This window comes from Streptomyces fulvoviolaceus (assembly GCF_000718165.1).
Taxonomy (GTDB): Bacteria; Actinomycetota; Actinomycetes; order Streptomycetales; family Streptomycetaceae; genus Streptomyces; species Streptomyces fulvoviolaceus.
Genome location: NZ_JOEY01000008.1, coordinates 122,385 through 146,726, shown reverse-complemented (window position 1 = coordinate 146,726; position 24,342 = coordinate 122,385). Strand labels below are relative to the sequence as shown.

At 68.5% G+C, this 24,342-nt stretch carries 21 protein-coding genes and 3 pseudogenes; 14 read left to right on the top strand and 10 right to left on the bottom strand.

What is annotated here, in order from left to right:
- Positions 1-16 precede the first annotated feature (16 nt).
- From IG08_RS0110730 to IG08_RS63365, 4 genes are all read left to right on the top strand, one after another.
- On the top strand, positions 17-1,282 hold the full coding sequence (locus IG08_RS0110730) for an FAD-dependent oxidoreductase (RefSeq protein ID WP_030599363.1): 1,266 nt from the start codon (positions 17-19) through the stop codon (positions 1,280-1,282).
- Between the two features lie 510 nt (positions 1,283-1,792).
- Positions 1,793-2,059 carry a hypothetical protein gene (locus tag IG08_RS63375; RefSeq protein ID WP_158812207.1) on the top strand — a complete coding sequence of 89 codons (267 nt, stop codon included), beginning with the start codon at positions 1,793-1,795 and terminating at the stop codon, positions 2,057-2,059.
- Between the two features lie 96 nt (positions 2,060-2,155).
- Positions 2,156-2,332 (top strand): hypothetical protein, encoded by a 177-nt coding sequence (locus tag IG08_RS63370; protein ID WP_199820844.1) that lies wholly within the window; start codon positions 2,156-2,158, stop codon positions 2,330-2,332.
- Positions 2,333-2,377: 45 nt separating this feature from the next.
- Positions 2,378-3,037: a Mu transposase C-terminal domain-containing protein gene (locus tag IG08_RS63365; protein ID WP_052424594.1), complete on the top strand. Its 660-nt coding sequence runs from the start codon at positions 2,378-2,380 to the stop codon at positions 3,035-3,037.
- Positions 3,038-3,055: 18 nt separating this feature from the next.
- Here IG08_RS63365 and IG08_RS0110715 read toward each other — a convergent pair whose 3' ends face one another.
- From IG08_RS0110715 to IG08_RS60625, 3 genes are all read right to left on the bottom strand, one after another.
- Complete coding sequence (locus IG08_RS0110715; protein WP_030599360.1) at positions 3,056-3,844, bottom strand: SDR family oxidoreductase; 789 nt, start codon at positions 3,842-3,844, stop codon at positions 3,056-3,058.
- Between the two features lie 88 nt (positions 3,845-3,932).
- A complete protein-coding gene (locus tag IG08_RS0110710) occupies positions 3,933-4,517 on the bottom strand; it encodes a TetR/AcrR family transcriptional regulator (protein ID WP_030599359.1) in 585 nt (194 codons plus the stop codon).
- A gap of 164 nt (positions 4,518-4,681) precedes the next feature.
- Positions 4,682-4,984: an FCD domain-containing protein gene (locus IG08_RS60625; RefSeq protein ID WP_234342848.1), complete on the bottom strand. Its 303-nt coding sequence runs from the start codon at positions 4,982-4,984 to the stop codon at positions 4,682-4,684.
- Positions 4,985-5,044: 60 nt separating this feature from the next.
- Here IG08_RS60625 and IG08_RS63360 point away from each other — a divergent pair.
- Positions 5,045-5,293, top strand: a pseudogene (locus IG08_RS63360) (EmrB/QacA family drug resistance transporter); the annotation flags it as partial.
- A 140-nt stretch (positions 5,294-5,433) separates the two neighbouring features.
- On the opposite strand, the gene IG08_RS0110695 reads toward IG08_RS63360, so the two are convergent.
- Positions 5,434-7,257, bottom strand: coding sequence for an RICIN domain-containing protein (locus tag IG08_RS0110695; protein ID WP_030599352.1), 1,824 nt, complete (start codon positions 7,255-7,257; stop codon positions 5,434-5,436).
- 97 nt (positions 7,258-7,354) lie between these two features.
- On the bottom strand, positions 7,355-10,000 hold the full coding sequence (locus IG08_RS0110690) for a carbohydrate-binding protein (protein WP_052424591.1): 2,646 nt from the start codon (positions 9,998-10,000) through the stop codon (positions 7,355-7,357).
- 368 nt (positions 10,001-10,368) lie between these two features.
- On the opposite strand from IG08_RS0110690, the gene IG08_RS0110685 reads away from it, so the two are divergent.
- The 6 genes and pseudogenes from IG08_RS0110685 to IG08_RS62995 all read left to right on the top strand — a co-directional run.
- Positions 10,369-11,397, top strand: a complete 1,029-nt coding sequence (locus tag IG08_RS0110685; RefSeq protein WP_030599348.1) for a LacI family DNA-binding transcriptional regulator — start codon at positions 10,369-10,371, stop codon at positions 11,395-11,397.
- A gap of 146 nt (positions 11,398-11,543) precedes the next feature.
- Positions 11,544-12,785, top strand: a complete 1,242-nt coding sequence (locus IG08_RS0110680) for a sugar ABC transporter substrate-binding protein (RefSeq protein WP_030599346.1) — start codon at positions 11,544-11,546, stop codon at positions 12,783-12,785.
- A 10-nt stretch (positions 12,786-12,795) separates the two neighbouring features.
- Positions 12,796-13,782 carry a carbohydrate ABC transporter permease gene (locus tag IG08_RS0110675; protein ID WP_030599344.1) on the top strand — a complete coding sequence of 329 codons (987 nt, stop codon included), beginning with the start codon at positions 12,796-12,798 and terminating at the stop codon, positions 13,780-13,782.
- The gene (locus IG08_RS0110670) at positions 13,779-14,630 is read left to right on the top strand and encodes a carbohydrate ABC transporter permease (protein ID WP_030599340.1); all 852 of its coding nucleotides are present in this window, start codon (positions 13,779-13,781) and stop codon (positions 14,628-14,630) included. The genes IG08_RS0110675 and IG08_RS0110670 overlap by 4 nt, the downstream gene beginning before the upstream one ends.
- Positions 14,631-14,686: 56 nt before the next feature.
- A complete protein-coding gene (locus tag IG08_RS0110665) occupies positions 14,687-16,429 on the top strand; it encodes an MGH1-like glycoside hydrolase domain-containing protein (protein WP_030599337.1) in 1,743 nt (580 codons plus the stop codon).
- A 201-nt stretch (positions 16,430-16,630) separates the two neighbouring features.
- A pseudogene (locus IG08_RS62995) lies at positions 16,631-16,903 on the top strand (Rieske 2Fe-2S domain-containing protein); the annotation flags it as partial.
- 310 nt (positions 16,904-17,213) lie between these two features.
- Here IG08_RS62995 and IG08_RS0110655 read toward each other — a convergent pair.
- The 3 genes from IG08_RS0110655 to IG08_RS0110645 are packed head-to-tail and all read right to left on the bottom strand — an operon-like array spanning position 17,214 to position 19,969.
- Positions 17,214-18,230 carry a zinc-dependent alcohol dehydrogenase gene (locus IG08_RS0110655; protein ID WP_030599332.1) on the bottom strand — a complete coding sequence of 339 codons (1,017 nt, stop codon included), beginning with the start codon at positions 18,228-18,230 and terminating at the stop codon, positions 17,214-17,216.
- A gap of 14 nt (positions 18,231-18,244) precedes the next feature.
- Positions 18,245-19,105, bottom strand: a complete 861-nt coding sequence (locus IG08_RS0110650; RefSeq protein WP_030599330.1) for a fumarylacetoacetate hydrolase family protein — start codon at positions 19,103-19,105, stop codon at positions 18,245-18,247.
- Between the two features lie 36 nt (positions 19,106-19,141).
- Positions 19,142-19,969, bottom strand: coding sequence for an IclR family transcriptional regulator (locus IG08_RS0110645; RefSeq protein ID WP_030599328.1), 828 nt, complete (start codon positions 19,967-19,969; stop codon positions 19,142-19,144).
- Positions 19,970-20,037: 68 nt separating this feature from the next.
- Between IG08_RS0110645 and IG08_RS56920 the strand changes: the two are divergent.
- Positions 20,038-20,503, top strand: a pseudogene (locus IG08_RS56920) (dihydroxy-acid dehydratase domain-containing protein); the annotation flags it as partial.
- Between the two features lie 145 nt (positions 20,504-20,648).
- Complete coding sequence (locus tag IG08_RS0110635; protein WP_030599322.1) at positions 20,649-21,326, top strand: SDR family NAD(P)-dependent oxidoreductase; 678 nt, start codon at positions 20,649-20,651, stop codon at positions 21,324-21,326.
- A gap of 270 nt (positions 21,327-21,596) precedes the next feature.
- Here IG08_RS0110635 and IG08_RS0110630 read toward each other — a convergent pair whose 3' ends face one another.
- Positions 21,597-22,055, bottom strand: coding sequence for a MarR family winged helix-turn-helix transcriptional regulator (locus IG08_RS0110630; protein WP_030599320.1), 459 nt, complete (start codon positions 22,053-22,055; stop codon positions 21,597-21,599).
- 273 nt (positions 22,056-22,328) lie between these two features.
- Positions 22,329-23,378 (bottom strand): ABC transporter permease, encoded by a 1,050-nt coding sequence (locus tag IG08_RS0110625; protein WP_078655530.1) that lies wholly within the window; start codon positions 23,376-23,378, stop codon positions 22,329-22,331.
- An 88-nt stretch (positions 23,379-23,466) separates the two neighbouring features.
- Here IG08_RS0110625 and IG08_RS0110620 point away from each other — a divergent pair, with 88 nt between their 5' ends.
- Complete coding sequence (locus IG08_RS0110620; RefSeq protein WP_078655529.1) at positions 23,467-24,009, top strand: MarR family winged helix-turn-helix transcriptional regulator; 543 nt, start codon at positions 23,467-23,469, stop codon at positions 24,007-24,009.
- Positions 24,010-24,342 lie beyond the last annotated feature (333 nt).

Below are 24,342 nucleotides of genomic sequence, written 5' to 3'. Positions count from 1 at the left end.
CACGCGGGAGAGAGACATGAACAGCACAGACTCCCACCGCCCGGACGTCCTCGTCATCGGCGGCGGAATCGGCGGACTCTCGGCCGCGCTGGCCCTCACCCTCCAGGGCCTGCGGGTCCGCCTCTACGAGCAGGCCCCCGAGTTCGGCGAGGTCGGCGCGGGCCTGCAGCTCGCCCCGAACTGCACCCGGATCCTGCACGACTACGGGCTCCTGGACGAGGCCGTCCAACTCGGCGTGCTGCCCGAGCACATGATCATGAAGGACGCCCTCGACGCCAGCGAGCTGACCCGCGTGGACCTCAAGGACATGGAACGCCGTTACGGCTTCCCGTACTTGGTCATCCACCGTAGCGACCTGCACGGCGTCCTCCTGCGCGGCTGCGAGCGGGCGGGCGTGGAACTCGTGACCGGCACGCGCTGTGTGGAGTACGAGAACATCGAGGGCGGCGCGCGCGTCACCTTCGCCGACGGCAACAGCGACGAGGCCGAGGTCGTCCTCGCTGCCGACGGGCTCCACTCCATCGCGCGCACGCTGCTCGTCGACGACGAGCCCGTCAACTCGGCATACGTCGCCTACCGCGGAGCGGTCCCCTTCGAGCAGGTGCGCGCCAACGAGGTGCACGAGAAGGACGTCGTTCTGTACGTCGGACCGCACTGCCACTTCGTCCAGTACCCGCTACGCGGCGGCCAGATGTTCAACCAGGTGGCGGTGTTCCAGTCGCCGAAGGCCTTGGCCGGCGAGGACGACTGGGGTACCCCGGACGAACTCGACCGCGCCTTCGAGGGAACGTGCCAACAGGTACAGAAGGGCCTGCCGTTGATGTGGCGCGACCGCTGGTGGCGGATGTTCGACCGCGAGCCGCTGATGGAGTGGGTCACCGGACGCATCGCCCTGCTCGGCGACGCGGCCCACCCGCCGCTGCAGTACATGGCCCAGGGCGCCGTCATGGCCATCGAGGACGGCTGGGTGCTGGCCCAGCACGTGGGTGCGCAGGTCGCGAAGCGGTCCGAGGGCGGATCCGGCGTCGACTGGAAGGTGGCACTCGCCGCCTACGAGGCCGTACGCCCCGAACACTGCCGCCGAGTGGTGCTCACCGCACGGTCGTGGGGCGCGCTGTGGCACCACGTGGGGGTCCAACGGGAGCAGCGCAATGCGGTGATGCGCTCCCGCGACACCTACGACTACGCCTTCATGGACTGGGTCTACGGCCCCACGGCGCTGACGCCCGACCAGGAGCCTGAGATGTTCACGGCCGTCCCGCTGGACTCCGTCGAGGTCTGAGACGCACCTGATTCGTGCGCCGCGGGACACTTGCACGCAGTCCGCGGTCGCACGTGTTTGGAAGCGCACGTTCGACCGGGGTCGAACGGGTCTCGGCCGCTCGTTTCCGGCCTCCGGGCTGCGTCTCGTAGCGTGCTTCTCCAGCGGCGGCTCCAGCGTGCTTTTGCTCTATTCCGATCATTCGGCCAGGTGCGATGTCACGTTGGAGGCCGGGTTCATGCGTTCGCCGCGACGGCCGGCCCGGCAGACCATGCTGGCTGCCGATGCGCTGTGCGACACGCTCGAAGGCGGCCGCCGAGAGCCGGACGACGCCGGGATCGACGGTTTGATCGCAAAGCTCAGGTATCGGTTCGCACGCGACCTTCAGGGATAGGCCCTGTGTATGTCGGATTCCGTGGCCATGGCACTGAGCGAGGCCTGCCCCACAATGTCGACGACAGTGGTGAGCAGAGAGCGCTGGCAAGGCTTGCTGTCACTTTCCGAAGTCGCGTGCGCGACGGGAGCTTCCGGATGGCAGAGGGATCGGTGGCCGAGCTCGGGGTGCGGCTCGCGCCGACCCAGCTATGGGAGACCGCGGTGCGGCAGGCCGAGGTGATCGGGCGGCTCGCCGTGAAGGACACGGTGGGACTGGCTGATGCGGACGCAGCCGCGGAGCGACTACGGATCTCCCGGCGCCAGGTGTACGTGTTGCTCGGGGGTGGTGGGCCGGTGTGGGAGTGGTGTCGGACCTGCTGCCGGGTCGTTCCAGCGGGGGCGTGGCGGCGGACGGCTGCCTGACGATGTCGAGGCGATCGTCCAGGAAGTGCTGCGCACTTGGTACTTGGCGCGGCAGCGCCGGAATATGGCGGCAGTCTGCAAGGAGATCACACACCGGTGGCGGGTCGGGGCCTGCGGGTTCCGGCACGGGGGACGGTGGCCCGCCGGATCGCGCAGCTGGACCCGGTGTCCACCACCGGAGCGCGTGAAGGCAGCGAGGCGGTCCGTCCGCTGCAGTCGGTCGGCGGCGTGCCGCCGACGTGGCCAGCCGGTGCGTGGTGGGCCTGCTGGTGACGCTGGAGGCGCCGTCGGCGACCTCGGTCGGGTTGTGCCTGGCGGATGCGGCCGTGGCTGGAACGGCTGGACGTGGAGGCAGTGTGGCCGATGATCGGCAAGTCCCTCGAGCTGTACGTGGACAACGCCGCGGAGTTCAAGAGCGAGGCCCTGCGCCGCGGCTGCGACCAGCACAGCATCAAGCTGCGCTACCGGTCGCTCGGCCAGCCGCACTTCGGCGGGATCATCGAGCGGCTGATCGGAACGATGATGCAGTTGGTCCACGAGCTGCCGGGCACCACCTTCTCCAACACCGCCGAGCGCGGCGCCTACGACAGCGACGGGCAAGCCGCGCTGACCCTGCGGGAGTTGCAGCGCTGGCTGGCGTTGGCGACGGCCTGCTACCACGGCCAGGTCCACGAAGGGCTCGGCCGTACTCCGGCCGGGGTGTGGACCGAGAAGGCCGCCGGGGCCCGGCCCGTGACGGTGACCAACGAGACGGCCTTCCTGGTGGACCTCCTGCCGGTGGCCCGCAGGACCATGTCACGTTCGGGGTTCGTGATCGACCACGTGCAGTACTACAGCGACGCGCTCAAGCCGTGGATCGCGCGTCGCGAGCGGCTGGGCCGGTTCGTGTTGCGCCGTGATCCACGCGACATCAGCCGGATCTGGGCCCTGGACCCGGATGGAACCGCGTATGTGCAGGTACCCCATTCGGACAACTAGATCAGCGACGCCGCACGGTCAGGAGGTCTTGATGGTGCCGCCGTCGATCACGATGTCGGCACCGAGGATGTTGGTCGCGGCGTCGGAGACGAGGAAGGTGATGAGCGCGGCGACTTCCTCGGGCTCGGTGATCCGGGGAGAGGCCATCTGGAACTGTTGTGGGATCGCCGAGAGCAATTCGTCGTGCCCGAGTCCTTGGGCGGCGGCGACCTTGGCGCCGAGGCTGTTCGGGCCACGCCACAGTGAGCTGCCGACCACTCCGGGGGAGACGGTGTTGACACGTACCCCTTGGGGTCCGAATTCCTCGCTCAGCCGCTTGCCCAGGGTAGTGAGGGCTGCTTTGGCCTCGCTGTAGCCGACCGGGCCGGTTGCGGGCACGCGAGAGTTGATCGAGGAGATGTTCACGATGGCGCCGCGGCGCTCGACCAGGCTTGGCAGTGCTGCGCGGGTTGTCCAGACCGCGCTCAAGAGGTTGAGGTCCAACAGTCGGCGCCACTGGTCATCGTCGGCATCGAGGAAGCCGCCGAGACCGACGTGCTCGACATCACCGGCGCCGACGTTGTTCACCAGAATGTCGATGCCTCCCAGTTCCGTCATCGCCGCCGCGACGACCGCCTCGGCGCCCTCACGGGCGGACAGGTCGGCGGACACCGTCGCCGCCGCGACCTTGTCCAGCTCCGGCGTCACGGTGCGGGCCGCGCCGAGCACGCGCACGCCCTCCGCGGCGAGCGCTTCGGCGACCGCTAGGCCGATGCCGCGGCTGGCACCGGTGACGACGGCGGTTTTGTCAGCGAGGTGGAGATCCATGAGACACCTTTCTTGAACTACAGGTCTAAAACTGGGGTACAGCTTGGCCGCCCTCGGGATGCCTCTCGGGCATCCGGATCGGCGTCGATCAGGCTGAGTCGAGCACCGCCAGCGCGGTGTCGGCGATGCGGAACAGTGTCGCCGCGTCGTAGGTGCGGGCCATCACCCGCAGCCCGGCGAGCGTGTTCATCACGTACTCGGCGGTGGCACGCGGGGCGAGGTCGGGGCGCACGTCACCGTCCCGCACGCCTTGCGCGATCCGCCATTCCAGCGCGGCCATGGTCCGATCCACGCCACGGCGCACCGCGCGAGCGATCTCCGGGTCGTGGCCGGCCAGCTCGACAGCCGTGTTCACCGCCAGACAGCCGCGTCGAATCGGCTGGGCCAGGTCGGACTTCACGCTGTCGTAAAGGAATGCCCGGAGGCATTCGCGGGTGGTTCCGGGCCGCGCCAACAACTCCGCGGTGACCTCCGCACCGAGCCGGTCGTATCGCTCAAGCGCCCGCTCGAACAACTCGCGCTTGCTCCCGAACGCGTTGTACAGGCTCCCTTTTCCCACGCCAGTCGCCTCGGCCAGCGCCGCCGGCGAGGTGTTGGCGTACCCGAGCGTCCAGAACGCCTGCATCGCGCGCTCCACCACCACGTCGTCGTCGAAGTTTCGGGGGCGGGCCATGCGAGGACTGTAGCAGGTTTTTGACCTGGCAGTCTAGAACCTGCCAGGCGGCGGCTTCCGGTCTCCATGCGACCGGATTGACAGTCCGTGCACGGGGCTTCGGACAGTCACGCAGCCGCCTGCGGACATTGACAGCGCCGGTGGCAGACCGCTGCCGCGGAAACCTAAGTGCTGCTGCGCTTGTTCCAGAAGGAGCCCGCTCGAGTGATGTGGTGTTCCATCAGTTCTTTTGCGGCCGCAGCGTCACGCCGGCGCAGCAGATCCAGCAGGGTGAGGTGCTCGCGGGCACTCTCGATCATCGCGTCATGGTTGTCGGCCGACCACAGCCCGGCGAGCCGTGAGCGGGCGCGAAGCGCGCGGACGGCCTCGGTGATCTCGTCGTTGCCCCAGAGACCGAGCACGGCGAGGTGGAACCGCAGGTCGGCGGCGACGTGGCCGACGATGTCGAGCTTCTCGGCGGCGCGCACCGTCTGCTCTCCGAGGGGAAGGAGGGCAGCGAGTTCGGCTTCGCGCACGCCCCGCTCGGCGGGTTCGCGGGACTCGGCACCATCGACCGCAGGACGTCTCTGGTCTTCATGAGCGTGGCGATGCTGTGCATCGGCACCGGCATCGGCATGACCATGCAGAACTTCATCCTCGTCGTGCAGAATTCCGTCCCGCTGAAGGACATCGGCACGGCCAGCACCACGGTCACATTCTTCCGCTCCCTGGGCGGCACATTCGGCGTCAACGTTCTGGGCGCCGTTCTGGCTCGCCAGGTCACCGAGCGGATGTCGCAGCATTCGGCACCGCTGTCGCCGCCCTCGGCATCATCGCGGCGGTCTTGCTGAAGCCGGTGACGCTGCGGACCAGCCTCGACTCGTCCGAACCGGCTTCAGCAACCGCCGCCGAAGCGGCCGATCCGAAGCAGCGAGGCTCAGGCTTTGCCCAGCAGCCGCCAGATCTGGTTCTTCTTGGTGCCGAGGGCGCTCGCGGGGTCGCAGGTCCATTGGTGGATCAGGGCTTTGGCCGAGGTGGAGACGTTGGAGACGTCGACGCACTTGCCGCTGTGCACGGCGACGAGTTGGTAGTCGTGGCCGTTGCCGAGTGCGGTGACGGGGGTGAGGGTGAACATCTGGTTGGTGGCGCCGTTGCAGGTGTACTGGGTGACGGCGGCGCCGTCGGCCGTGGAGGCGCCGGCGATGTCGAGGCATTTGCCGCTGTGCTCGTTGACGACGGTGTAGGTGTTGGTCCTGCCGGAGACCGGCTTGAGGTCGAGCATCTGCTGGTAGCCGCCCTCGCAGTAGTACTGCTGGTACTGCGTGCCGTTGGCCGTGCTGAGGTCGGTGTCGTCCAGGCACTGGCCGCTGTTCTGGCTCACGGCGACCGTGGAGACGGTGGTGTTGGACGGCGGCAGCAGGGTGACGGTGTAGCCGTCCTTGGCGCTGGACCACGGGATGGACAGCGAGGCGGCGTTGTTGCTGACCGTCAGCGTGGTGTCGGAGATCGTCTCCGGGCCGGTCACCGCGGCTCCGTTGTTGTACGGGACGCGCTGGACGACCGCACGGACCCTGCTGTTCTCAACCACCGACGTCGTGTTCAGACCGGTGAGGTTGACGGTGACCGTCCCGGCGTTGCCGTTGCTGCCGAGCAGCACCTTGGCGTTCTTCGCGGTGTTGTCCTTGGTGGCGAGGCCGTCGGTGCCGGTGCCCGGGACCAGGTTGACGATGTTGCCGGTCTGCGAGCCGTAGTAGCGGTACATGAACCACTCACCGAGCGGCACGTACTGGCCGGCGCTGTTCTTGGTGAGCAGGTTGGCCTCGTAGTCGTGCAGGTTCGTGCCGCCGGCCCAGTTGCCGCGCAGGCCGTCCGCGCCGGCCCGCTCCAGGCGGCCCATGAACCAGGCGCCGCCGCCGGGAGACTGCATGGACAGCGTGGCGTACTCGTTGATCTGGTACGGCCGGGTGTTCGTCAACCCGGCTGCGGTGAGAGTCGAGTTGGCGCGGCCCACGTCCGTGACCGGATCACCCGGCTCGTCGTGCCAACTCCAGATGTCCGGGGCGACGTTGTTGGCCTTGACGTAGGAAAGGAACGTCGTCCACCAGGAATTGGAGGAGTTCGGCTGGCTCGCTGTGCTCGGGCCGACGATCAGCTGGTTCGGGAACGCGGTCCGGACCTTGGCGTAGAACCGTGACCACATCTGCAGGTACTGGCTCTGCGAGGCGCCCCAGAAGTTGCTGCCGTCGGGCTCGTTCCACAGGTCCCACTGGACGGTCATGTTGTTGGCCTTGACGTCGCCTATGAGCTGGGTGACGAAGTTGTCGAACAGTGTCCAGTCACCGTTGTCGCCGGGCCAGCCCTGGGTCGTGGTGGCGTCGGCGCCCCACAGGTCGTGGGGGAGCAGGACGAACGTGCCGCCCAGGGCGACCGTCCGCTTGTACTGGGCCAGCGTGGAGTTCCAGCGGGTCTGGTAGCCGGCGAGGCTGGTGCCGTAGCCGCCGTTGTTGAGCTGGGCGCCGCCGGCCCGCATGTAGTGCCACTTGATGTCCTTGAAGAAGTGGTCCTGCGGCAGCGAACCGTCCGGCGTCATCCCGTAGATCATCCCGGAAGCCCGGTAGTTGGGGGCTCCGCCGGCGGTGGCGAAGTCCACGGTGACGCTGGTGTCGGCGGCATGCGAGGCGGTGGCGGGCAGCAGGCTCGCCGCCACGGTCGCCAGCAGGACGGCAGTTCTGGTCAACAGGCGTGCTGAACGCAGGTGCATGAGCGGTTCTCCCGGGTGTCGGGGGTGTTCCCGGGCCTTCTGCGGCCCGGGCGAAAGGAGGGGCCCGGGCCGCAGCGGACCCGGGCCGTCCGCCGGGCTACTTCTCTGCGAGCGGTGTCACCGCGAGCTGGTCGATGACCGGCGCGTACGGGGATCGCTGGTCGTACTGGTTGTAGGTGTCGCCGTTGAAGTCGGGCAGCTCGTCCGCGGTGAAGGTGAGCTGGTTGGTGCCCTTCTTCAGCGTCACCGGGACGGTCAGTTCCCAGAAGTTGTTGAAGTGGAAGGTGGTCGGGAACAGCACCCTGCGAGCCGGTCCGCCATTGACCGACAGGTCGGCGTGGCGGGCGATCGGGTCGGGGTTGTAGTGGGTGGCGGGTGCCTGCTCGGCGTTGGAGTAGCGGATGGTCACCGCGTGCCGCCCGGCGTTCTTGGCGACGACATCGAGGGTGAGGGCGTTGGCCTTGCCGTCGCCGATGTCGGTGACCGCCTTGCCGCCTGAGGCGAACGTGTAGGCATCCGTCGCCTTGGCGGCGCCGGTCAGCTTGCCGTCCTCCGCCTGGTACCGCTTGGTCTGCAAGGTGCCGCTGGAGGGCGCGACCCGCAGCCGGTCGAGGGCCAGTTCGCCCGACGCACCGGTGACGGTGATCTTGTTGATGCCACCCGACAGGAACACCCGGGTACGGTCGGTGCCCTCCTTGCCGCCCCCGACCTTGAGTACGTCGAGCTTCTCGCCGTTCAGGGAAAGGCTCGCCCGGCCGCCGCCCAAGTGGTCGACGGACACGGTCGATTCACCGTCGGTGGGGGAGTAGACCCAGAAGGTCGCGGAGTCGCCCTTGCCCAGCGGGACCGCACCGGGACCCGAGGCACCGGCGTACGTGTAGCCGGGCCGGGCTCCGGAGAGGGTGGCGTACTCGGCCTCGTAGATCGCCGGCGCGGTCACCTGCGCGTCACGCAGGGACAGGTCGACCTTGTCGATGATGGCGTCGCCCTTCGTGACGCCCAGGTCCGGGTCCTGCGCGGCGAGCGTGACCCGGTGCTTGCCGGCGGTCAGCTTCACCGTGGTGTCGGTGTGTCCCCAGACCACCCACTTGTAGCCGAGCGGCAGTCGCAGTTCCTGGGGGTCCTTGCCGTCGACGCGCAGGAAGACGTTGGTGGGGCCCTGTTCCTTCACCCGGTCGTACAGGTTGTAGGAGTTGGCGAAGACGCTCAGGTCGTAGGTGCCGTCCTGCGGGACCTCGACGTCGAAGCCCAGCACCCCGTCGGAGCCGGTGCGCAGGCCGCCCACGTTGTAGCTGCCGGAGGTCGCGAAACCGCCGACGTTGGAGGGCGTGCCCTCGGGGCCGTTCTTCGAGTAACCGCCGCCGGTGTAGGTGGCGTTCTCCGCCTCGTACGTCTTGCGCCAGCTGACCGAGGGGTCGGCCGGAACTCCGCCGTGGCCGCCGGGGGAGAGGATGACCTGGTACGCCGACATCTCGTTCATGCCGGTCATGGGGAGGGTCACGGTGCCGTCCGCCCCGACCTGGAGCTCCTGGTCGGCCAGTCGCAGCGGCTGGGCCGAGTCGCCGACCTGCCCGGTCCAGGGGATCTCCTGCACGGTGGCGTGCACGGTCTTGCCGAACAGTTCGGGGTCGATGTTCTTGAAGACGACGTCCGCGTCACCGCTCTTGCCGCCGAAGATCGCCCGCGACTGCTTCTTGCTCTCGTCGAGCGTGGCGACGCCCTGGAGGGTGTACTGCTGGTTGGGGTGCGGGGCGGTCACCTCGACGGTGTGGCCGGACATCTGGCCGTAGGCGTTGAACAGCCACCACTGGCCGTTGCCCTTGTTGGCCTCGACGGCCGAGTCGTTGAGGTTGCCGTCGATGTTCCAGTACGCCAGGTCGGCGTCGATCTTGGACTCCTCGATGGCGGAGACCCACTGCACGACCTGGCCGGGTACGGACAGATGGAAGTTGTGGCCGTACTCGTTGACGTTGATCGGCAGCGGGCCGACGCCGACGTCCTTCTCCATCTGGCGGTACTTGGCCACGTTCGTGCGGACCGCGGCGGGACTGGACAGCTCGTGCCAGGTCATCACGTCCGGGACCACGTCGTTGGCCTTGGCGTACTGCAGGAAGCCCTTGACCTGGCTGTAGAGCACGCTGGTGTTGGGGCCGGCGATGCGGGCGTCCGGGTCGAGGCCCTTGATGAGCTGGTAGACCTCCTTCCAGGCTGCGAAGTAGTACTGCGGGTCGCTGAGCCAGGAGGTCTTGTTGTAGCTCCACTCGCCGGTGCCGAACATGTTCCCTTCGGGTTCGTTGAAGGGGACGTAGACGACGTGGTCCTGGTACGCGTCGTCCATGGTCAGGACCTGCTGGACCTGCTTCTTGATCTTCTCCTTGAAGTCGGCGAGCCGCGCCGGACCGTCCGCGCCCGGCCACTGGTAGGGGAAGCCGCGGTAGATGTCGGTCATGTAGACGTAGACGTCCTTGCCGCCGGAGTCCACGAACGGCGGCAGCATCTCAAGGGCGTCCGCGCCCGGGTGCTGCGGGCCGTCCTGTGCCTTGGTCGACACCGTGCGGACGTGCATGCCTTCGAGGACGTTGCGGCTGGGCACGCCGTCGCCGTAGACGCCGTACAGCGAGCCGGAGGCGCCGCCGTGGAAGGCGCCCGTGTCGGTGGCGAGGTCGATGGTGAGCTGCTCCGGCTCCGCCGCGCCGGCCGTGCCGGCGGCGGTTCCGGTGAGCAGGGCGGCGAGGCTTGCCACGGCTGTGGCCGCTGCGCCGGCTGTTCTTCTGAGGGGTCTGCGTCGCACTGAGGTCTCCGTGGGGTGATCCGTCCCGTGACGTGAAGCGAACCGGTTCGACCGATGTCCAGCTGGGCGGGCCTGGAACGGCACGGCCTGATTCGGGAGGACATGGCGGGTGCATACGGCTCTGTCGAACCGGTTCGCCGGAAGCTAGCACCGCAGGAAACGTGCCAGCAATACCTCCGACACGGATCGGACCCCGATTCTCAGAAGTGTGCGCAAGGCATTGACACGCGCCTCAGCCCCTCTTAACTTCCACTCATCGAACCGGTTCGACTGCTGGTTCGCCGTCGAACTGGTTCGATGTATTCGATGAAGGAGTGCCCGTGAACATCGGGGAGATCGCCAAGCGGGCCGGTGTCTCGCGGAGCACCGTGTCCTATGCCCTGAGCGGCAAGCGCTCGGTGTCGGAGGAGACCCGCCGCAAGATCCAGCAGGTCATCGACGAACTGGGCTACCGGCCCAACGCGAGTGCGCGGGCCTTGGCCAACGGCCGGACCAGCACCATCGGTCTGGTCTTCCCGCCGGCCGGCAACCACTACACCGGTATGCAGCTGGACTTCATCGGCAGTGTGGTGGAAGCCGCGGCGACCTATGACTACGACGTGCTGCTCTCCCCGAGCGGCGTCGACAGCGACCGTTCGTTCCAGCGGCTGCTGGCCGAGCGGCGGGTCGACGGCGCGATCCTCATGGAGATCAGGCTCCAGGACGATCGTGTCGACCACCTGGGCGAGGCGGGCTTCCCCGCCGTCTGCATCGGCCGCACCGCACACTCGGACGGTGACTGGTGGGTGGGCCTGGACCACACCGCGCTGGTGGAGGCGTGCGTCCACCACCTCGCCGACCTGGGCCACCGCAGGATCGCCTTCGTCAACCGGCCCGAGCGCCTGCTGCATGCCGGGTACGAGTCCGCGCACCGCGGGCTGGACGGCTTCACGAAGGCCGCGGCGGAACGCGGGCTCACCGTCCGGACGTACTGCTGCGGCGACGACGCTCCCTCGGGTCAGGTGTGCCTGGAGCAGATCCTCCACGACGACCCGGCCACCACGGCGCTGGTCACCCTGAACGAGGCCGCGCTCGGCGGCCTCTACCGGGGCCTGGCCGTGGCGGGCCGCCATGTGCCGCGCGACTTCTCCGTCACCGGAGTGGTGGCCGGCCGGTGGGCGGAGACGGTGACCCCGCAGCTCACCGCAGCGGACGTGCCGGCGGAGCAGATGGGGCGCCTCGCCGTCGACCTGCTGGTGGAACGGCTCGACCACCCCGACGCGGCACCGCGCCACCACCTGCTCGCGCCGCCCATCTCCCTGCGCACCAGCACCGGGCCCGCCCACACGGGTTCCGGCTCCACCGCCTGACCCTCACCCCCTCTCCTTTCGGCGGCCGTCGCTCTCGCAGAGCACCGTCGCTCCTTCACCGGTCGCCTCGGCCGGTCATCTCCCGACTGCTTCTTCGGCATGCCTTCCTTCGGCATGCCCTTGCCGACATCACAAAGGAACGCACCATGAACGGATCCACCGGACGACGGCTCACCGCCGTGGCCCTGACCGTCGCCGCCCTCGCCACCGGCACCACCGCCTGCTCGTCCGACGGCAGTTCGTCCGCGAAAGGGGACGACAGCGGCACCTACACCATCTGGGACCCCTACCCGCAGTTCGCCAAGAACTCGGACTGGGCGAAGCTGCTCGACGACTGCGGCAGCAAGGCGGGCGTCAAGATCAAGCGGACCGCGTTCGACACCAGCGACCTGACCAACAAGGCGCTCCTGGCAGCCCAGCAGGACAACGCGCCGGACGTCCTCATCGTCGACAACCCCGTGGTGTCGACCCTGGCGGAGGCCGGCGTCCTCACCACCACCGACGACACCAAGCTGGACACCTCCAAGGCCGACCCGAACCTGCTCGCGGCCGGCCAGTCGGACGGGAAGACGTACGGCACGCCGATCGGCGCCAACACCCTCGCGCTCTACTACAACAAGGACGTCCTCAAGGCCGCGGGCGTCGACGTCGCCTCGATCAAGGACTGGCCCTCGCTGACGACGGCACTGGAGAAGGTGAACAAGGCCGGCAAGAAGGGCATCACCTTCTCCGCGATCGGCACCGAGGAAGGCAGCTTCCAGTTCCTGCCGTGGTTCTGGGGCTCGGGCGCGAAGCTCACCGAACTCGACTCCACGCAGGGCGTCTCGGCGCTGTCCTTGTGGACCGACTGGCTGAAGAAGGGCTACGCCCCCAACTCGGTCATCAACAACACCCAGACCACCAGCTGGCAGGAGTTCGCGAGCGGCGACTACGCCTTCGCCGAGAACGGCACCTGGCAGCTCGCGAACGCCGAGAAGGCAGGCTTCGACTACGGCGTCCTGCCCATACCGGCCTCCGACGGGGGCAACGCCGCGGCCCCGACCGGCGGCGAGTTCGTCACCGTCCCGGTCCAGGGCGACACCGGCCGCTACACCACCGCGCAGAAGCTGGTGACCTGCCTGACCAGCACCGACAACCTCTACGCCACCGACACCACCCTGTCCTACGTGGCTCCCACCACCGAGGTCCAGGACAAGCAGATCGCGTCCAACGCCGAGTTGAAGCCCTGGGTCGAGGCGGTCAAGGCGGCCAAGGGTCGCACCAGCGATGACCTCGGCACCCAGTACCCCAAGATCTCCGAGCAGATGTGGAAGGCGGTCCAGTCCGCCCTGAGCGGGGCCAAGTCACCGAAGGACGCGCTCACTTCGGCGCAGAGCGCGGTCAAGTGACGTCGGCCCGATGAAGCAGACGACACACCCGCCCGAGCGCCGCCCTGTGCCCGACCGGAAGGGGGCGGCCGCCACCGCCCCGCTCCCGGCCCGCCCCGCACCAAGGCGCCGCCGCCCGACCTCCCAGCAGTGGGCCGCCTGGGCCTTCCTCGCCCCGGTCACCCTCTACCTCGTCCTCTTCTACGCCTATCCGCTCTACCGCAACCTCGACCTGAGCCTGCGCAACTACACCGTCCGCTCGTTCGTCCAGGGCAACGCGCCGTTCACGGGCCTCGCCAACTACCGGACGGTCTTCGACGACCCGACCTTCGGCCCGGCACTCACCCACACCGTGGTGTTCACCGCCGTCTGCCTGTTCTTCCAGTACGCCATCGGCCTGGCCCTCGCGGTCTTCTTCAACCAGAACTTCCGGCTGTCGGCAACCCTGCGCGCCTTGTTCCTCGTACCGTGGCTGCTGCCGCTGATCGTGTCGGCCTCCACCTGGTCGTGGATGCTCAACAGCGACTCCGGCATCGTCAACGCGGCCTTGAACGCCGTCGGTATCGGCCCGGTGAACTGGCTGACCTCACCGTCGTGGTCACTCACCTCGGTGATCATCGCCAACGTCTGGATCGGCGTCCCGTTCAACTTGGTCGTGCTCTACAGCGGTCTGCAGTCGATCCCCACGAGCCTGTACGAGGCGGCCGCCCTCGACGGCGCCGGTGCCTGGCGGCGCTTCTGGCACATCACCTTTCCCCTGCTGCGACCGGTCTCCGCCATCACCCTGCTGCTGGGCCTGGTCTACACGCTCAAGGTCTTCGACATCATCTGGATCATGACCAAGGGCGGCCCGGCCGACTCGTCCACCACCTTCGCCACCTGGTCCTACCGCCTCGGCTTCGGCAACCTCCTGCCCGCCTTCGGCCCAGGAGCGGCCGTCGGCAACCTGCTCGTCGTCGCCGCGCTCGTATTCGGCCTGGTGTATCTCAGGGTCCAGCGAAAGCAGTACGCCTCATGACGACCCTCACGACCGCACTCCGTCCGCGCCGGGCCCGCCGGATCACCTGGTGGAAGACGGCCACGGGCCTCGTACTCACCGCCGTCATGCTCTTCCCGGTCTACTGGATGCTCAACGTGTCCTTCACCCGCGACCAGGACATGCGCAAGAGCCCGCCGGACCTGTTCCCCGTCAACGGCACACTGGAGGGCTACCGGGCCGTTCTGGACCAGCAGTTGCCCTACCTCGGCACCAGCCTCGTCATCGGCCTGGGCACCGTCGTCCTCACCGTGACACTGGCCGCACCCGCCGGCTACGCACTCGCCAAACTCCGCCCGCGCGGAGGCGGCGTGCTCAGCTTCCTCTTCCTGGTCGCCCAGATGATCCCCGGCATCATCATGGCGATGGGCTTCTACGCCATCTACCTCAGCCTCGGTCTCCTCCAGTCGGTGCCCGGGCTGATCGTCGCGGACTCCACGCTGGCCGTCCCGTTCGCGGTACTCATCTTCACCGCGTTCATGTCCGGGATCCCGGAAGAACTGCTTCAGGCCGCGAAGACCGACGGAGCCGGGCCCCTGCGCACCTTCTGCTCGATCGTGCTCCCCATGAGCCGCAATGCCGTCGTCACGGTGTCGCTGTTCGCGTTCCTGTGGTCCTGGTCCGACTTCGTCTTCGCCAGCACCCTCGCGAACGGCGGCGCACACGAGCCGATAACCCTCGGCATCTACCAGTACATCGGCAACAACAACCAGGAGTGGAACGCCATCATGGCCACCGCCGTCGTGGCCTCGCTGCCCGCCACGGTGATCCTCGTCCTCGCCCAGCGCTACGTCGCCGCCGGCGTGACCGCCGGAGCCGTGAAGGACTGAGCCCCGCCCGGCAGACCGCCGGTTGGTCCCCCTGCTGAAGAAACGAGTAACACTGCATGACCGCCGCCCGGCCCGGCCCGGCCTTCTCCCTCCACGACATTCCGTTCAGCTCACACGGATCCTGGTTCGGCATCTCCCCAGTGCTGGCGGAGAAGACCTACGCCGAAGACCTCCACCTGGTCTCCCACCAGAACGGAATGCACGGCGTCCTGCGCTTCATACCTGTCGACCCCACGACGGGCGATCGGATCGAGACCTGCGTCGAGGCGACACCGAGCCTGCTCACCTGGATCCACGAGGACGGGCGGATCGACCTCGCCTACGAGACACCGGACACCGTACGAGTACGCGGGAAGGGACGAGGCCTGCGCATCACCGCGGCGGCACAGACCCTGACGCCCTTCACGGGCACGTACTTCTTCCGCGACCCGGCGGACGGGGCGTACGTGTTCACCTCGTACGAGACCGGGCGCCGCTATCGGGTCACCGTCCTGTCGGGCGTAGTGGGCGACACCTCGGGCACCCAGGCCTTGAGCAGTGCCGACCGCGGTCTCACGATCAGTGCGGAGGGCGGCGGAACCTGGGAGGCCGCCATCGAGGAGCTCGACAGCGCACGCCACCCCTATACGGCCCGGACGTCGTTCGGAGAAGTCGTGGATGTGGCGGAGCAGGCCTTCGCCGACTTCGCCGACGCGGTGGCCCCCTGGCGCTCGTCCGACACTCCGGCCGCCGAACTCGCCGCGTACGTCCTGTGGTCGGCGACGGTCGCCCCGGCGGGCCTCGTCACCCGGCCCGCGGTGTTGATGTCCAAGCACTGGATGGACAAGGTCTGGAGCTGGGACCACTGCTTCAACGCTCTCGCCCTGGCGCCCGGAGTACCCGCGCTGGCCTGGGACCAGTTCTCGCTGCCGTTCGACCACCAGGACGAGAGCGGTGCCCTGCCCGACTCGGTGACCCACTCGGAAGTCCTCCACAACTTCGTCAAGCCACCCATCCACGGTTGGTCTCTGGGTCACCTGCGCAAGCGCCTCCCCCATCCCGTCGATCGTGCCGAACTCGCCGAGATCTACGACAGGTTGCGGCACTGGACGGACTTCTGGCTCACCGCACGCCGCGCACCGGGTGCCGCCCTGCCCCACTACCAGCACGGCAACGACAGCGGCTGGGACAACGCCACGACCTTCGACCCCGAGCGCGTGGTCGTGACCGCCGACCTGGCCGCGTTCCTCGTCCTCCAACTGCACGAACTCGCCGCCCTGGCAACGGAACTCGGTCTCGCCCACGACGCGCGTGAATGGAGACGCAGCGGGGAGGAGATCCAGGCGGCCATGCTCGACGAACTGTGGACAGGGGAGCGGTTCGTCGCACGGGGCGCCGAAAGCGGCGACACCTGGCACAGCTCCAGCCTGCTCGACCTGATGCCGATCGCCCTGGGCGAGCACCTGCCCGAGAACGTCGCGAAAACCCTGGCCACCCGGATCGAGGCCCACCTCACCCCGTACGGACTGGCCACCGAACTGCCCACCTCACCGCACTACCGTCCCGACGGCTACTGGCGCGGCCCGATCTGGGCGCCCGCCACCGTCCTCGTCGAGGACGGCCTGCGTCGCAGCGGGCACCACCGGCTCGCCGACGAGATCAGCGCCCGCTTCCGGCGCCTGTGCGAAAGCCACGGCTTCGCGGAGAACTTCGACGCCCTTGCCGGCACCGGCCTGCGCGACCGCGCCTACACCTGGACAGCCGGCAGCTATCTCCTCCTCGCCGAAGCCCACGAACTCCGGCGCGTCCCTCGAGGGTGACTCACGACCATGTGAGCGTGTCCCGGCAGGCCTAGGCACATTTGTCGAGCTCGACTCGGACTGCGGTCGGGTCCCGGCCGCGGTCCGAGTCGTCAGCATCGACGCTCAGCCAGATCACACGTGCCGCTCCGGGCCGGCCATCGACCGCCCGATGCACCCCTGTGAACCGGATTCCGCACCGCCGGCGCCGAGGATGCATGCGTGGAGGGCGTTCCCGTGTCTCTCGTCGTGGCGGAGCAGGAGGTCTTCGCGATCCACGACGTGTGCTCGCACAGCGCCGTCTCACTGTCCGAGGGGGAGGTGGACGGTTGCACCGTCATGTGCTGGCTGCATGACTCCCGCTTCGACCTGTGCACCGGCGAGCCGCTCGACCGGACCACGTCACTGCTGAGCGGGCCGACGCTGCCCGCAACCGCGTCCGTTTGCTGGATACGGCCGCACAGCTGGTTGCCGAACGGGGCGCCGAGCAGGTGATGATGCAAGCCGTCGCGCAGCGCACACCTTCGGTCCTCCTCCGTTGGGACCGGGAGCACCGGCCTTGGATCGTCTGGTGGCGTTGGGTCGCGCCCTGTTCGAGCGCGTCGCCGCCGACGCGGACCTCGGAGCCGCGCTCCGACGCCAAGTGGTCTACGAACGCCGCCACACGTCCGACACCGGGCGAGCCTTCCATCGTCATGCCTTCACGAGAGACGAGCGCGAACGCGCTTCGTGGGACGTACGGGCTGCTGTGTGCCCTACGCCGGCCCGCGTAGGGCGTACGTCCTTTTCGTGATGGGCCCGCTCGTCAGTTCGGGCGCGGATCGACATGAATCTTGGGACCCGGACCGCTGCCGGCCGGGCGTTCGCCGGCGAGGACGGCTCCGACCTGCTCCAGGCCTACGGTCGCGGCGACGAGCGGCCTCGGGTCGACGGATCCGTCGGCGTACGCCCGGATGGTGGCGTCCAGACCGGGTGAGGCGGACAGGACGCCGACAACGGTCACGTCCTTGAGGGCGAGCGTGCGAGTATCGATCCTGCTGGGCTCGCCGGCCAGCCCGACAGAGACGACCCGGCCGGCCGGTTCGACCAGATCGAGGGCCAGAGCGGGCAGGTGGGCCGCGTTCGACGCGTCGATGACCGCGTCGAAGGGGAGTCCCGGGAGCGCGTTCTCCCGCCATACGTGGTCGAACCCCAGACTGTGGGCGAACGTGAGCGAGTTGTCGGTCTGGCCCATCAGGTGGACCTCCGCACCTTCCGCCCGGGCGAACATCGCGACCAGCAGGCCGATGGTCCCCGGACCGAGCACCAGGGCCCGGTCTCCGGGTCGCAAGTCGGCGGCCTGCGCGGCGCGCAGGGCATTGCCGCCAGGCTCCACCAGCGCACCCAGTTCGGCACCGACCGAGTCCGGTAGGACGTGCAACGAGGAGACCGGCACCGCGAGTTGCTCGGCGAGGGCTCCGGGACGGCCATCACGTACGCCGACCTCTTGCCGCTTCTCACATACGTGTTGATGGCCCCGCGAACAGCGGCGGCAGGCGCCGCAGCCGAGCATCGTGTCGCCCATGACTCGTCGGCCGATCCACGCGGGATCCACATCGTCGCCGACCGCTGCCACACGCCCGGCCCACTCATGGCCCAGACGCATGGGATAGGCGGAATGCCCTTGGTGGAGGTAGGCCATTTCACCGGTGAAGAACTCCACGTCGGTGCCGCATACGCCGGCCCGCTCGACATCGATGACGGCCTCGCCGGGCGCCGCCATCGGCGCCGGGATCTCCTGAACCGCGTACTCCCCGGGGGCTGTCAGCACGAACGCTCGCATGAGACGGCGGGTGTTCACCGTGGTCCGAGCACGTGCTGGCGCTGGGTGCCGAGGTGCGTGATGCCCAGTTCCATCACGTCACCGGGCTGGAGCCACACCGGCGGAGTGAAGCCCATGCCTACGCCGGGCGGTGTGCCGGTGTTGATCAGGTCGCCGGGCTCCAGGACGAGGAACTGGCTGAGGTAGTGCACGATGAAGTACGGGTCGAAGATCATCGTTTTCGTGGTGCCGGTCTGCCGGCGGACCCCGTTGACGTCCAGCCACATGTCCAGGGCGAGGACGTCGTCGATTTCGTCGGTGGTGGCCAGCCACGGGCCGGCTGGGTTGAACGTCTCGGCGGACTTGCCCTTGGCCCACTGCCCGCCCCGTTCGAGCTGGAAGGCGCGCTCGCTGACGTCGTTGACGACCACATACCCGGCGATGGCGTCGCGAGCCTCCTCGATCGAGTCCAGGTAGCTGGTGCGTCGGCCGATCACGATGCCGAGCTCCACCTCCCAGTCGGGCTTGGTGGAGCCACGCGGGATGCGTACCTCGTCGTTCGGGCCGATGAGCGTGTTGGGTGACTTGGTGAACAGGATCGGTTCGTCGGGAACGGGCATCCCGCTTTCGGCCGCGTGATCACGGTAGTTGAGCCCTATGCACAGGATCTGGTGCGGACGCGCGATCGGGGCACCGATCCGCTCCCCGGCGAAGCCGGACACCCTGCCGACTGCGGCGCGGTCGGCCACGACGGGACGAATGCGGTCGAGGCCGCCCGTGCCGAAGAAGGCCTCATCGAAGTCGGTGACGACGTCGGAGAGGTCGACGTACGTCTCTTCGTCGATGCGAGCGACGGGCTTCTCGGCGCCGGGAGCGCCGATGCGCATGAGGTACACGAGGGGGGTCTCCTCTGTTCTGTTCTGCTTCAGCTCTCATCGATGAGGCTTGCCCAGGGCGCCGAGGGCGGCGCGGATCTCGTCGACGGCGTCGACCAGCGTGTGCAGCGGTGTCCGGTACGTCAGGGCGCTGACGCTCAGCGCGCCGGAAGGAACCGCCGGTGAAGTGGCGTAGACCGGCACGGCGACGCAGTTGACGCCGGTCTCGTTCTCCTGGTCGTCGAGGGCATAGCCCCGTTCCAGAGTGGCCCGTAGGTCGCGATACAGGTCTTCGGTCGTGCACAGGGTCTGCGGCGTCCGGCGCTCGAGCGGGGTCTCGCCGATCCATGCCTCGACCATGTCGAGGGTGTCCAACTGGTGTGCGAGCAGGAGCTTTCCGACGCCGGTGGCGTGGGCGGGGTTGCGGCCGCCGATCGTGGAGGTCAGCCGGACGGCACCAGTGGGCGGATCGACCTTGGAGCGGTAGACGACTTCACGTCCATCCAGGACCGCGTAGTGCGCGGTCTCGCCGAACCGGTGTGCCAACGCTTCGAGCACCGGGCGGACACGGACATGTTCGGGGCGGGCCTCGTGATGGGCGAAGGCCATCCGCAGCAACTCGTCGCCGAGCATGTAGCGGCCGTGGGCGTCCTGATCGGCCAGGCCCGCCCGGCGGAGCGCGCCGAGCGCTCGGTGCACCGTCGACTTCGGGCTGCCGATCACCCGGGTCAGCTCGTCGAGCCCTACCCCGCCGGGATGCCGGGCGAGCTCCTTGAGGACCGCCAGGACCCGGTCCGACCCGACAAGCCGGTCGGCATCGGGGCTTGTCGCCTCGACTTCGCTCCGAGGGGCTGTTGATCCGTGGGACGTCTGCGTATGCTCCATGACGTTCCAGAGATTAGACCATCGTACCGATTATTGGAAAGCCCCGTTTGGGCGTGAAGGAGTCCGGCGTGAAGCTCCGCAGCGTGCAGTGGTACGGAGGTCAGGACCGCAACGCCTGCAACTACCGGGCGTGGATGCGACGGGGCGTGCCGGACGACGCCTTCACCAGCCGGCCGCAGATCGCCATCGCCAACACCGCCTCGGACGTGCCCCGCCTGCAACGCCCACCTGACCGAGGTAGCTGCCGCTGTGTGCAACGGCGCGTAGGAGGCAGGCGGCACGTTCCACTCAAACTGCCCGTGGTGTCGCTGGGGGAGACACAGCTGCGGACGACCCTCATGTTCTGGCGCAACATGGCTGACCGGGACCTTCCGCGGCACGCTGCTGGGCTGCGGCACCGACGTGTGGCGGCTGTCGGAGGGGGTCCGGGCCGGCACGCTCTGCCAGGAGCAGTTCACCCGCTCCGAGCCGGCGATGATCCGCAGCTGCGGACACTGCACCACCATGGGCACCGCCTCGACGATGGCGTTGGTGCTGATCGACAGCCGCCGTGGCTTGCGCCGGCATCTGCTCGAAGTCCTCGGCGACGTGACCCGACCGTCGACTGCCTGACCCTCACATCGACGTTCCTCACACCGACGTTCCTCACACCGACATTGAACAACCAACAGGAGACCGGATGACCACCAGGACAGCCCTTGTCACAGGCGGCGCCAGCGGACTGGGTGCAGCCGGCGCCGAGCGGCTGAGGGCCGACGGGCTGAAGGTGACGACACTGGACCTCAGCGGTGCCGATGTCTGTGCGGACGTCACCGACGAGGAGGCGCTGCGGCAGGTTGCCGACGCGATCGGGCATGTGGACGTGCTGGTGAACTCGGCCGGCATCGTCGGGCCGAACAAGCCGCTGCTGGAGACCACGCCAGAGGAATGGCGCCGCGTCCTCGACGTCAACGTCCTCGGGACCGCCAACACGATTCGCGTCTTCGCCCCGGGCATGCGGGCCCGCGGCTGGGGCCGGGTCGTCAACTTCGCCAGCATGGCCGGCAAGGACGGCAACCCCAACCTGTCGATCTACTCCGCCTCGAAGGCCGCCGTGATCGCTCTGACCAAGTCCGTGGGCAAGGAACTGGCCACCAGCGGCGTTCTGGTCAACGTCATCACCCCCGCAGTCATCGCCACCCCCATGAACGAGACCACGGCACCCGACGTGCTCGCCCGCCTCGCGGACCTCATCCCCATGCAGCGCATCGGCCGCCCCGAAGAGGTTGCCGAACTCGTCGCGTTCCTTGCCTCCGACCGTGTCAGCTTCTCCACCGGTGCGGTCTACGACATCAGCGGCGGACGCGCGACGTACTGAACCCAGGGTCATCAGGAACCGGCACTCGCGCCAGAGCTGCGGCCGGCGGTGCCGCTGGACGGGATCACATTCCGGAACGGCATGGGCGCCTACGGCGTCCACGAACTACCGGTCGCCTGGTAGCAGCACAAGGCTTCTCGGGCGGCTCGACCTGCTGTCGATGCTGCTGGAAGGCGAGGACAGCGGCCGCACAGGTGTTGGGTGCCCCGGACACTGCCCCGGGCCCATCCGTCGGAGCCTGCCGAGCCCACCCGAGCAGCAAGGTGTCTTCTAGCTGTGGGATCGACTGTCGGCAAGGGCGTCGGGGTTCAGTTCCTCGACCAAGCGGTACAGCAGACGGTGAATGGTGCTCTTGTCGTCCGGGGAGAGCGGTGAGGACATCTCGGATTCGATGCGCGTGCCGATCGACGCGGCGCGAGAGGCCGCGGAGTGTCCCTCGTCGGTGGCGAACAGGCGCATGCTGCGGCGGCTGGTCGGGTGGGGCTCGCGTCGTAGCAGTCCTCGTTCGACGAGTTGGTTCACCGCGGCTCCCATCGACTGGGCCGTAATTCCGGAGCGGCGCGCGATCTCCGCCGCGGACACCCCCGGAGTACGCACGGCGTGCTGCAGAGCGTTGTGCTGAGCCAACGTGAGATCCTCCGCGCGCAGTGCCCGCTCCAGTCGTCCGGCCATGATCTGCGAGAACTGCCAGGCGAGATATCCGGTGGTGGGGAACGGTGCGTCGGTCACAGACGCAGTCTACGAGAAGGCACCTTGCTGTTTGCGAGGGCGTTACCTGGCCGCTGGTACTGCGCCTTTGCCCCGTCGAGCCGCCAGAGCCTGGGCAGTTGCAGATGGGGAAGCGGGTGGCCCGGGACCACGGGGGGAGTGTGGTCCCGGGCCTTGCGTCGGCGCCGCTTCCCGTCCCCACGGACGGCGCCGCCACCGGTCAGGCCTGCCCCAGGCCGCGACCGGCAGATTTCCGTGCCTGTTCCTGGCCGGGGCTCGGCCAGGAACAGGGCGTCAGCCGGCGGCTCGGCGGCGTGCGTCGCGGGCGTCGCGCCAGTAGAGCGTCGCGGCGGAGGCCAGAGTCCATGCCGTCAGGACGACGATGCCCGAGGTGAGGCCGTCGTTGTTGAAGTGCGACAGGCCCCGGACGGCTCGTACGCCCACTCCCACCGGGAGGATCTCGGAGAGCGGATGCAGCCAGTCCGGCAGATAGGCGGTGGGCAGTGTGCCGCCGCTGGTGCTGTTGCCGAGTGTCAGCAGGACCACGGAGGCCAGCGACATGCCGGCCTTGCCGAACAGGCGCATGAACACCATGGTCGCGCTGCCGACGGCCGCGGCCATCAGCGCGATGACCCCCGCGATGCCCAGGAAGGAGCCGGGCAGTGCCGCGAAGCCGAGGCTGCCGGTGATCACTGCCACGACGACGCCGGCGAGGATGCTGAAGAGGGCCAGGCTGGCCATCCGCCACCGGTACTGCAGGCGGGGTGCCATCTGGTAGGTCATCATGCCGAAGAGGAAGCCGGCCAGAACGACGCCGAAGCCGGCGTAGAACACCGACATGCCCCGCGTGTCGCCCGCAGAGGCCGGAACGACATCCTGCTGGGTGAGCCGGTCACCGCTCGCCTTGGCGACACCTGAGAATGCGCCGCTGACGGTGGACGTCACAGAAGGGCCGTTGGCTCCGGCATACAGCAGTTCGGAAGAGTCCCCTCGGCCGACGAGATAGGCGGCGTAGGCCTTCCGGTCCTGCACCGCGCGCCGGGCCGAGTCCTCGTCCGGGTAGCGCTTCACCTCGAACCCGCCGGGCTGCCCGCGATCGAGGCCTTCAGTGACCTGCTTCAGCTGCGTGGTCGTGCCGACGACGGCGACGGGCAGGTCATGCGGCTTCGGGGCGTGAAAGGCCGCCAGGAACACGCTGACGAAGATGGAGCCGATGACCAGCACGATCGCGACCGGCAGCAGAACGCCCTTCAACCCGGTGGCACCCTGCGGCGCAGGCGAGGCGTCCACCACGGGGGGATGGTGCGCGTGGCGTGGCTCGGCGGTGACGGTGGGCGTGGGCATGAGAGGGAAGCCTCCGCGTTCTCTCGCTGTAAGGTACCTTCTAGTTGTATCATAAAAATATAAGGCACCTTATTGTGAGGGGTGTGACATGAGTCGCGCACACGCCGATCCGTCGGCACGCATGGGCTACCTGGCCTGGCAGGTGGCGCACGTGATGGGTGCGCGCCTTGAGAGAGCGCTGCGGCCGCTCGGCCTCACGGTCACCCAGCACAACGCTTTGCAGCAGGTCGTCCTGACGCCGGGGATCTCCGCGGCGGAGATCGCACGCCGGACCGGCATCACTCCTCAGTCCATGGGCGCTGCCGTCAACGCGTTGGTCGACCGAGGTCTGCTGGCTCGCCGCGAACGGCCTTCGAACCGCCGAACCGTTCAGCTGACCATCACCGAAAGCGGCGCGATCCTCGCCGGGCGGGCTCGGGAAGTGGTGACGCACATCGACAGGGAAGCGCTTTCGGTTCTCGCCCCCGACGAACGGGCATCCGTACGCGCCCTGCTACTGCGCCTGCTCACGGAGCTGAATCCCGATGCGTTGTCGTCGTCGGCCCTGCGCCGTGCGCCCGCGCGCTGTGACGATCAGCTGGTCCGACACGGTAGCCGGAAGGCGGGCTTCAGGACTGGACAGCCTGGGTGAGCTTCGCGCGGTGACGGCCGTGTCCCAAGCGGTTGCGCACCGAGTGCGTCTTGCGGTGGCCTCGCGCAGGCCCTTGGTGCGGAGGAAGCCCGTCGCGCGGGGGATTGGTGTGCGCCGGGCTGGAGGGCTTGTACGCCAGAGTTCCTGTCAGCCGGGGCCCGGCTGCCGCGGGAGCACCTTCCGGCCCGCCTCGGCGGTGGTCTCACTCGGCCCGACCCCGGCAGTGGACTGCGTACGGCACCGCCCGCGATCTACTGGCGTCGCAGGGGGCGATGGCCTGACCGGCCGGGATCAGCCTGCCTGGCAGATACGCAAGCATGGCGGAGCTGCCAG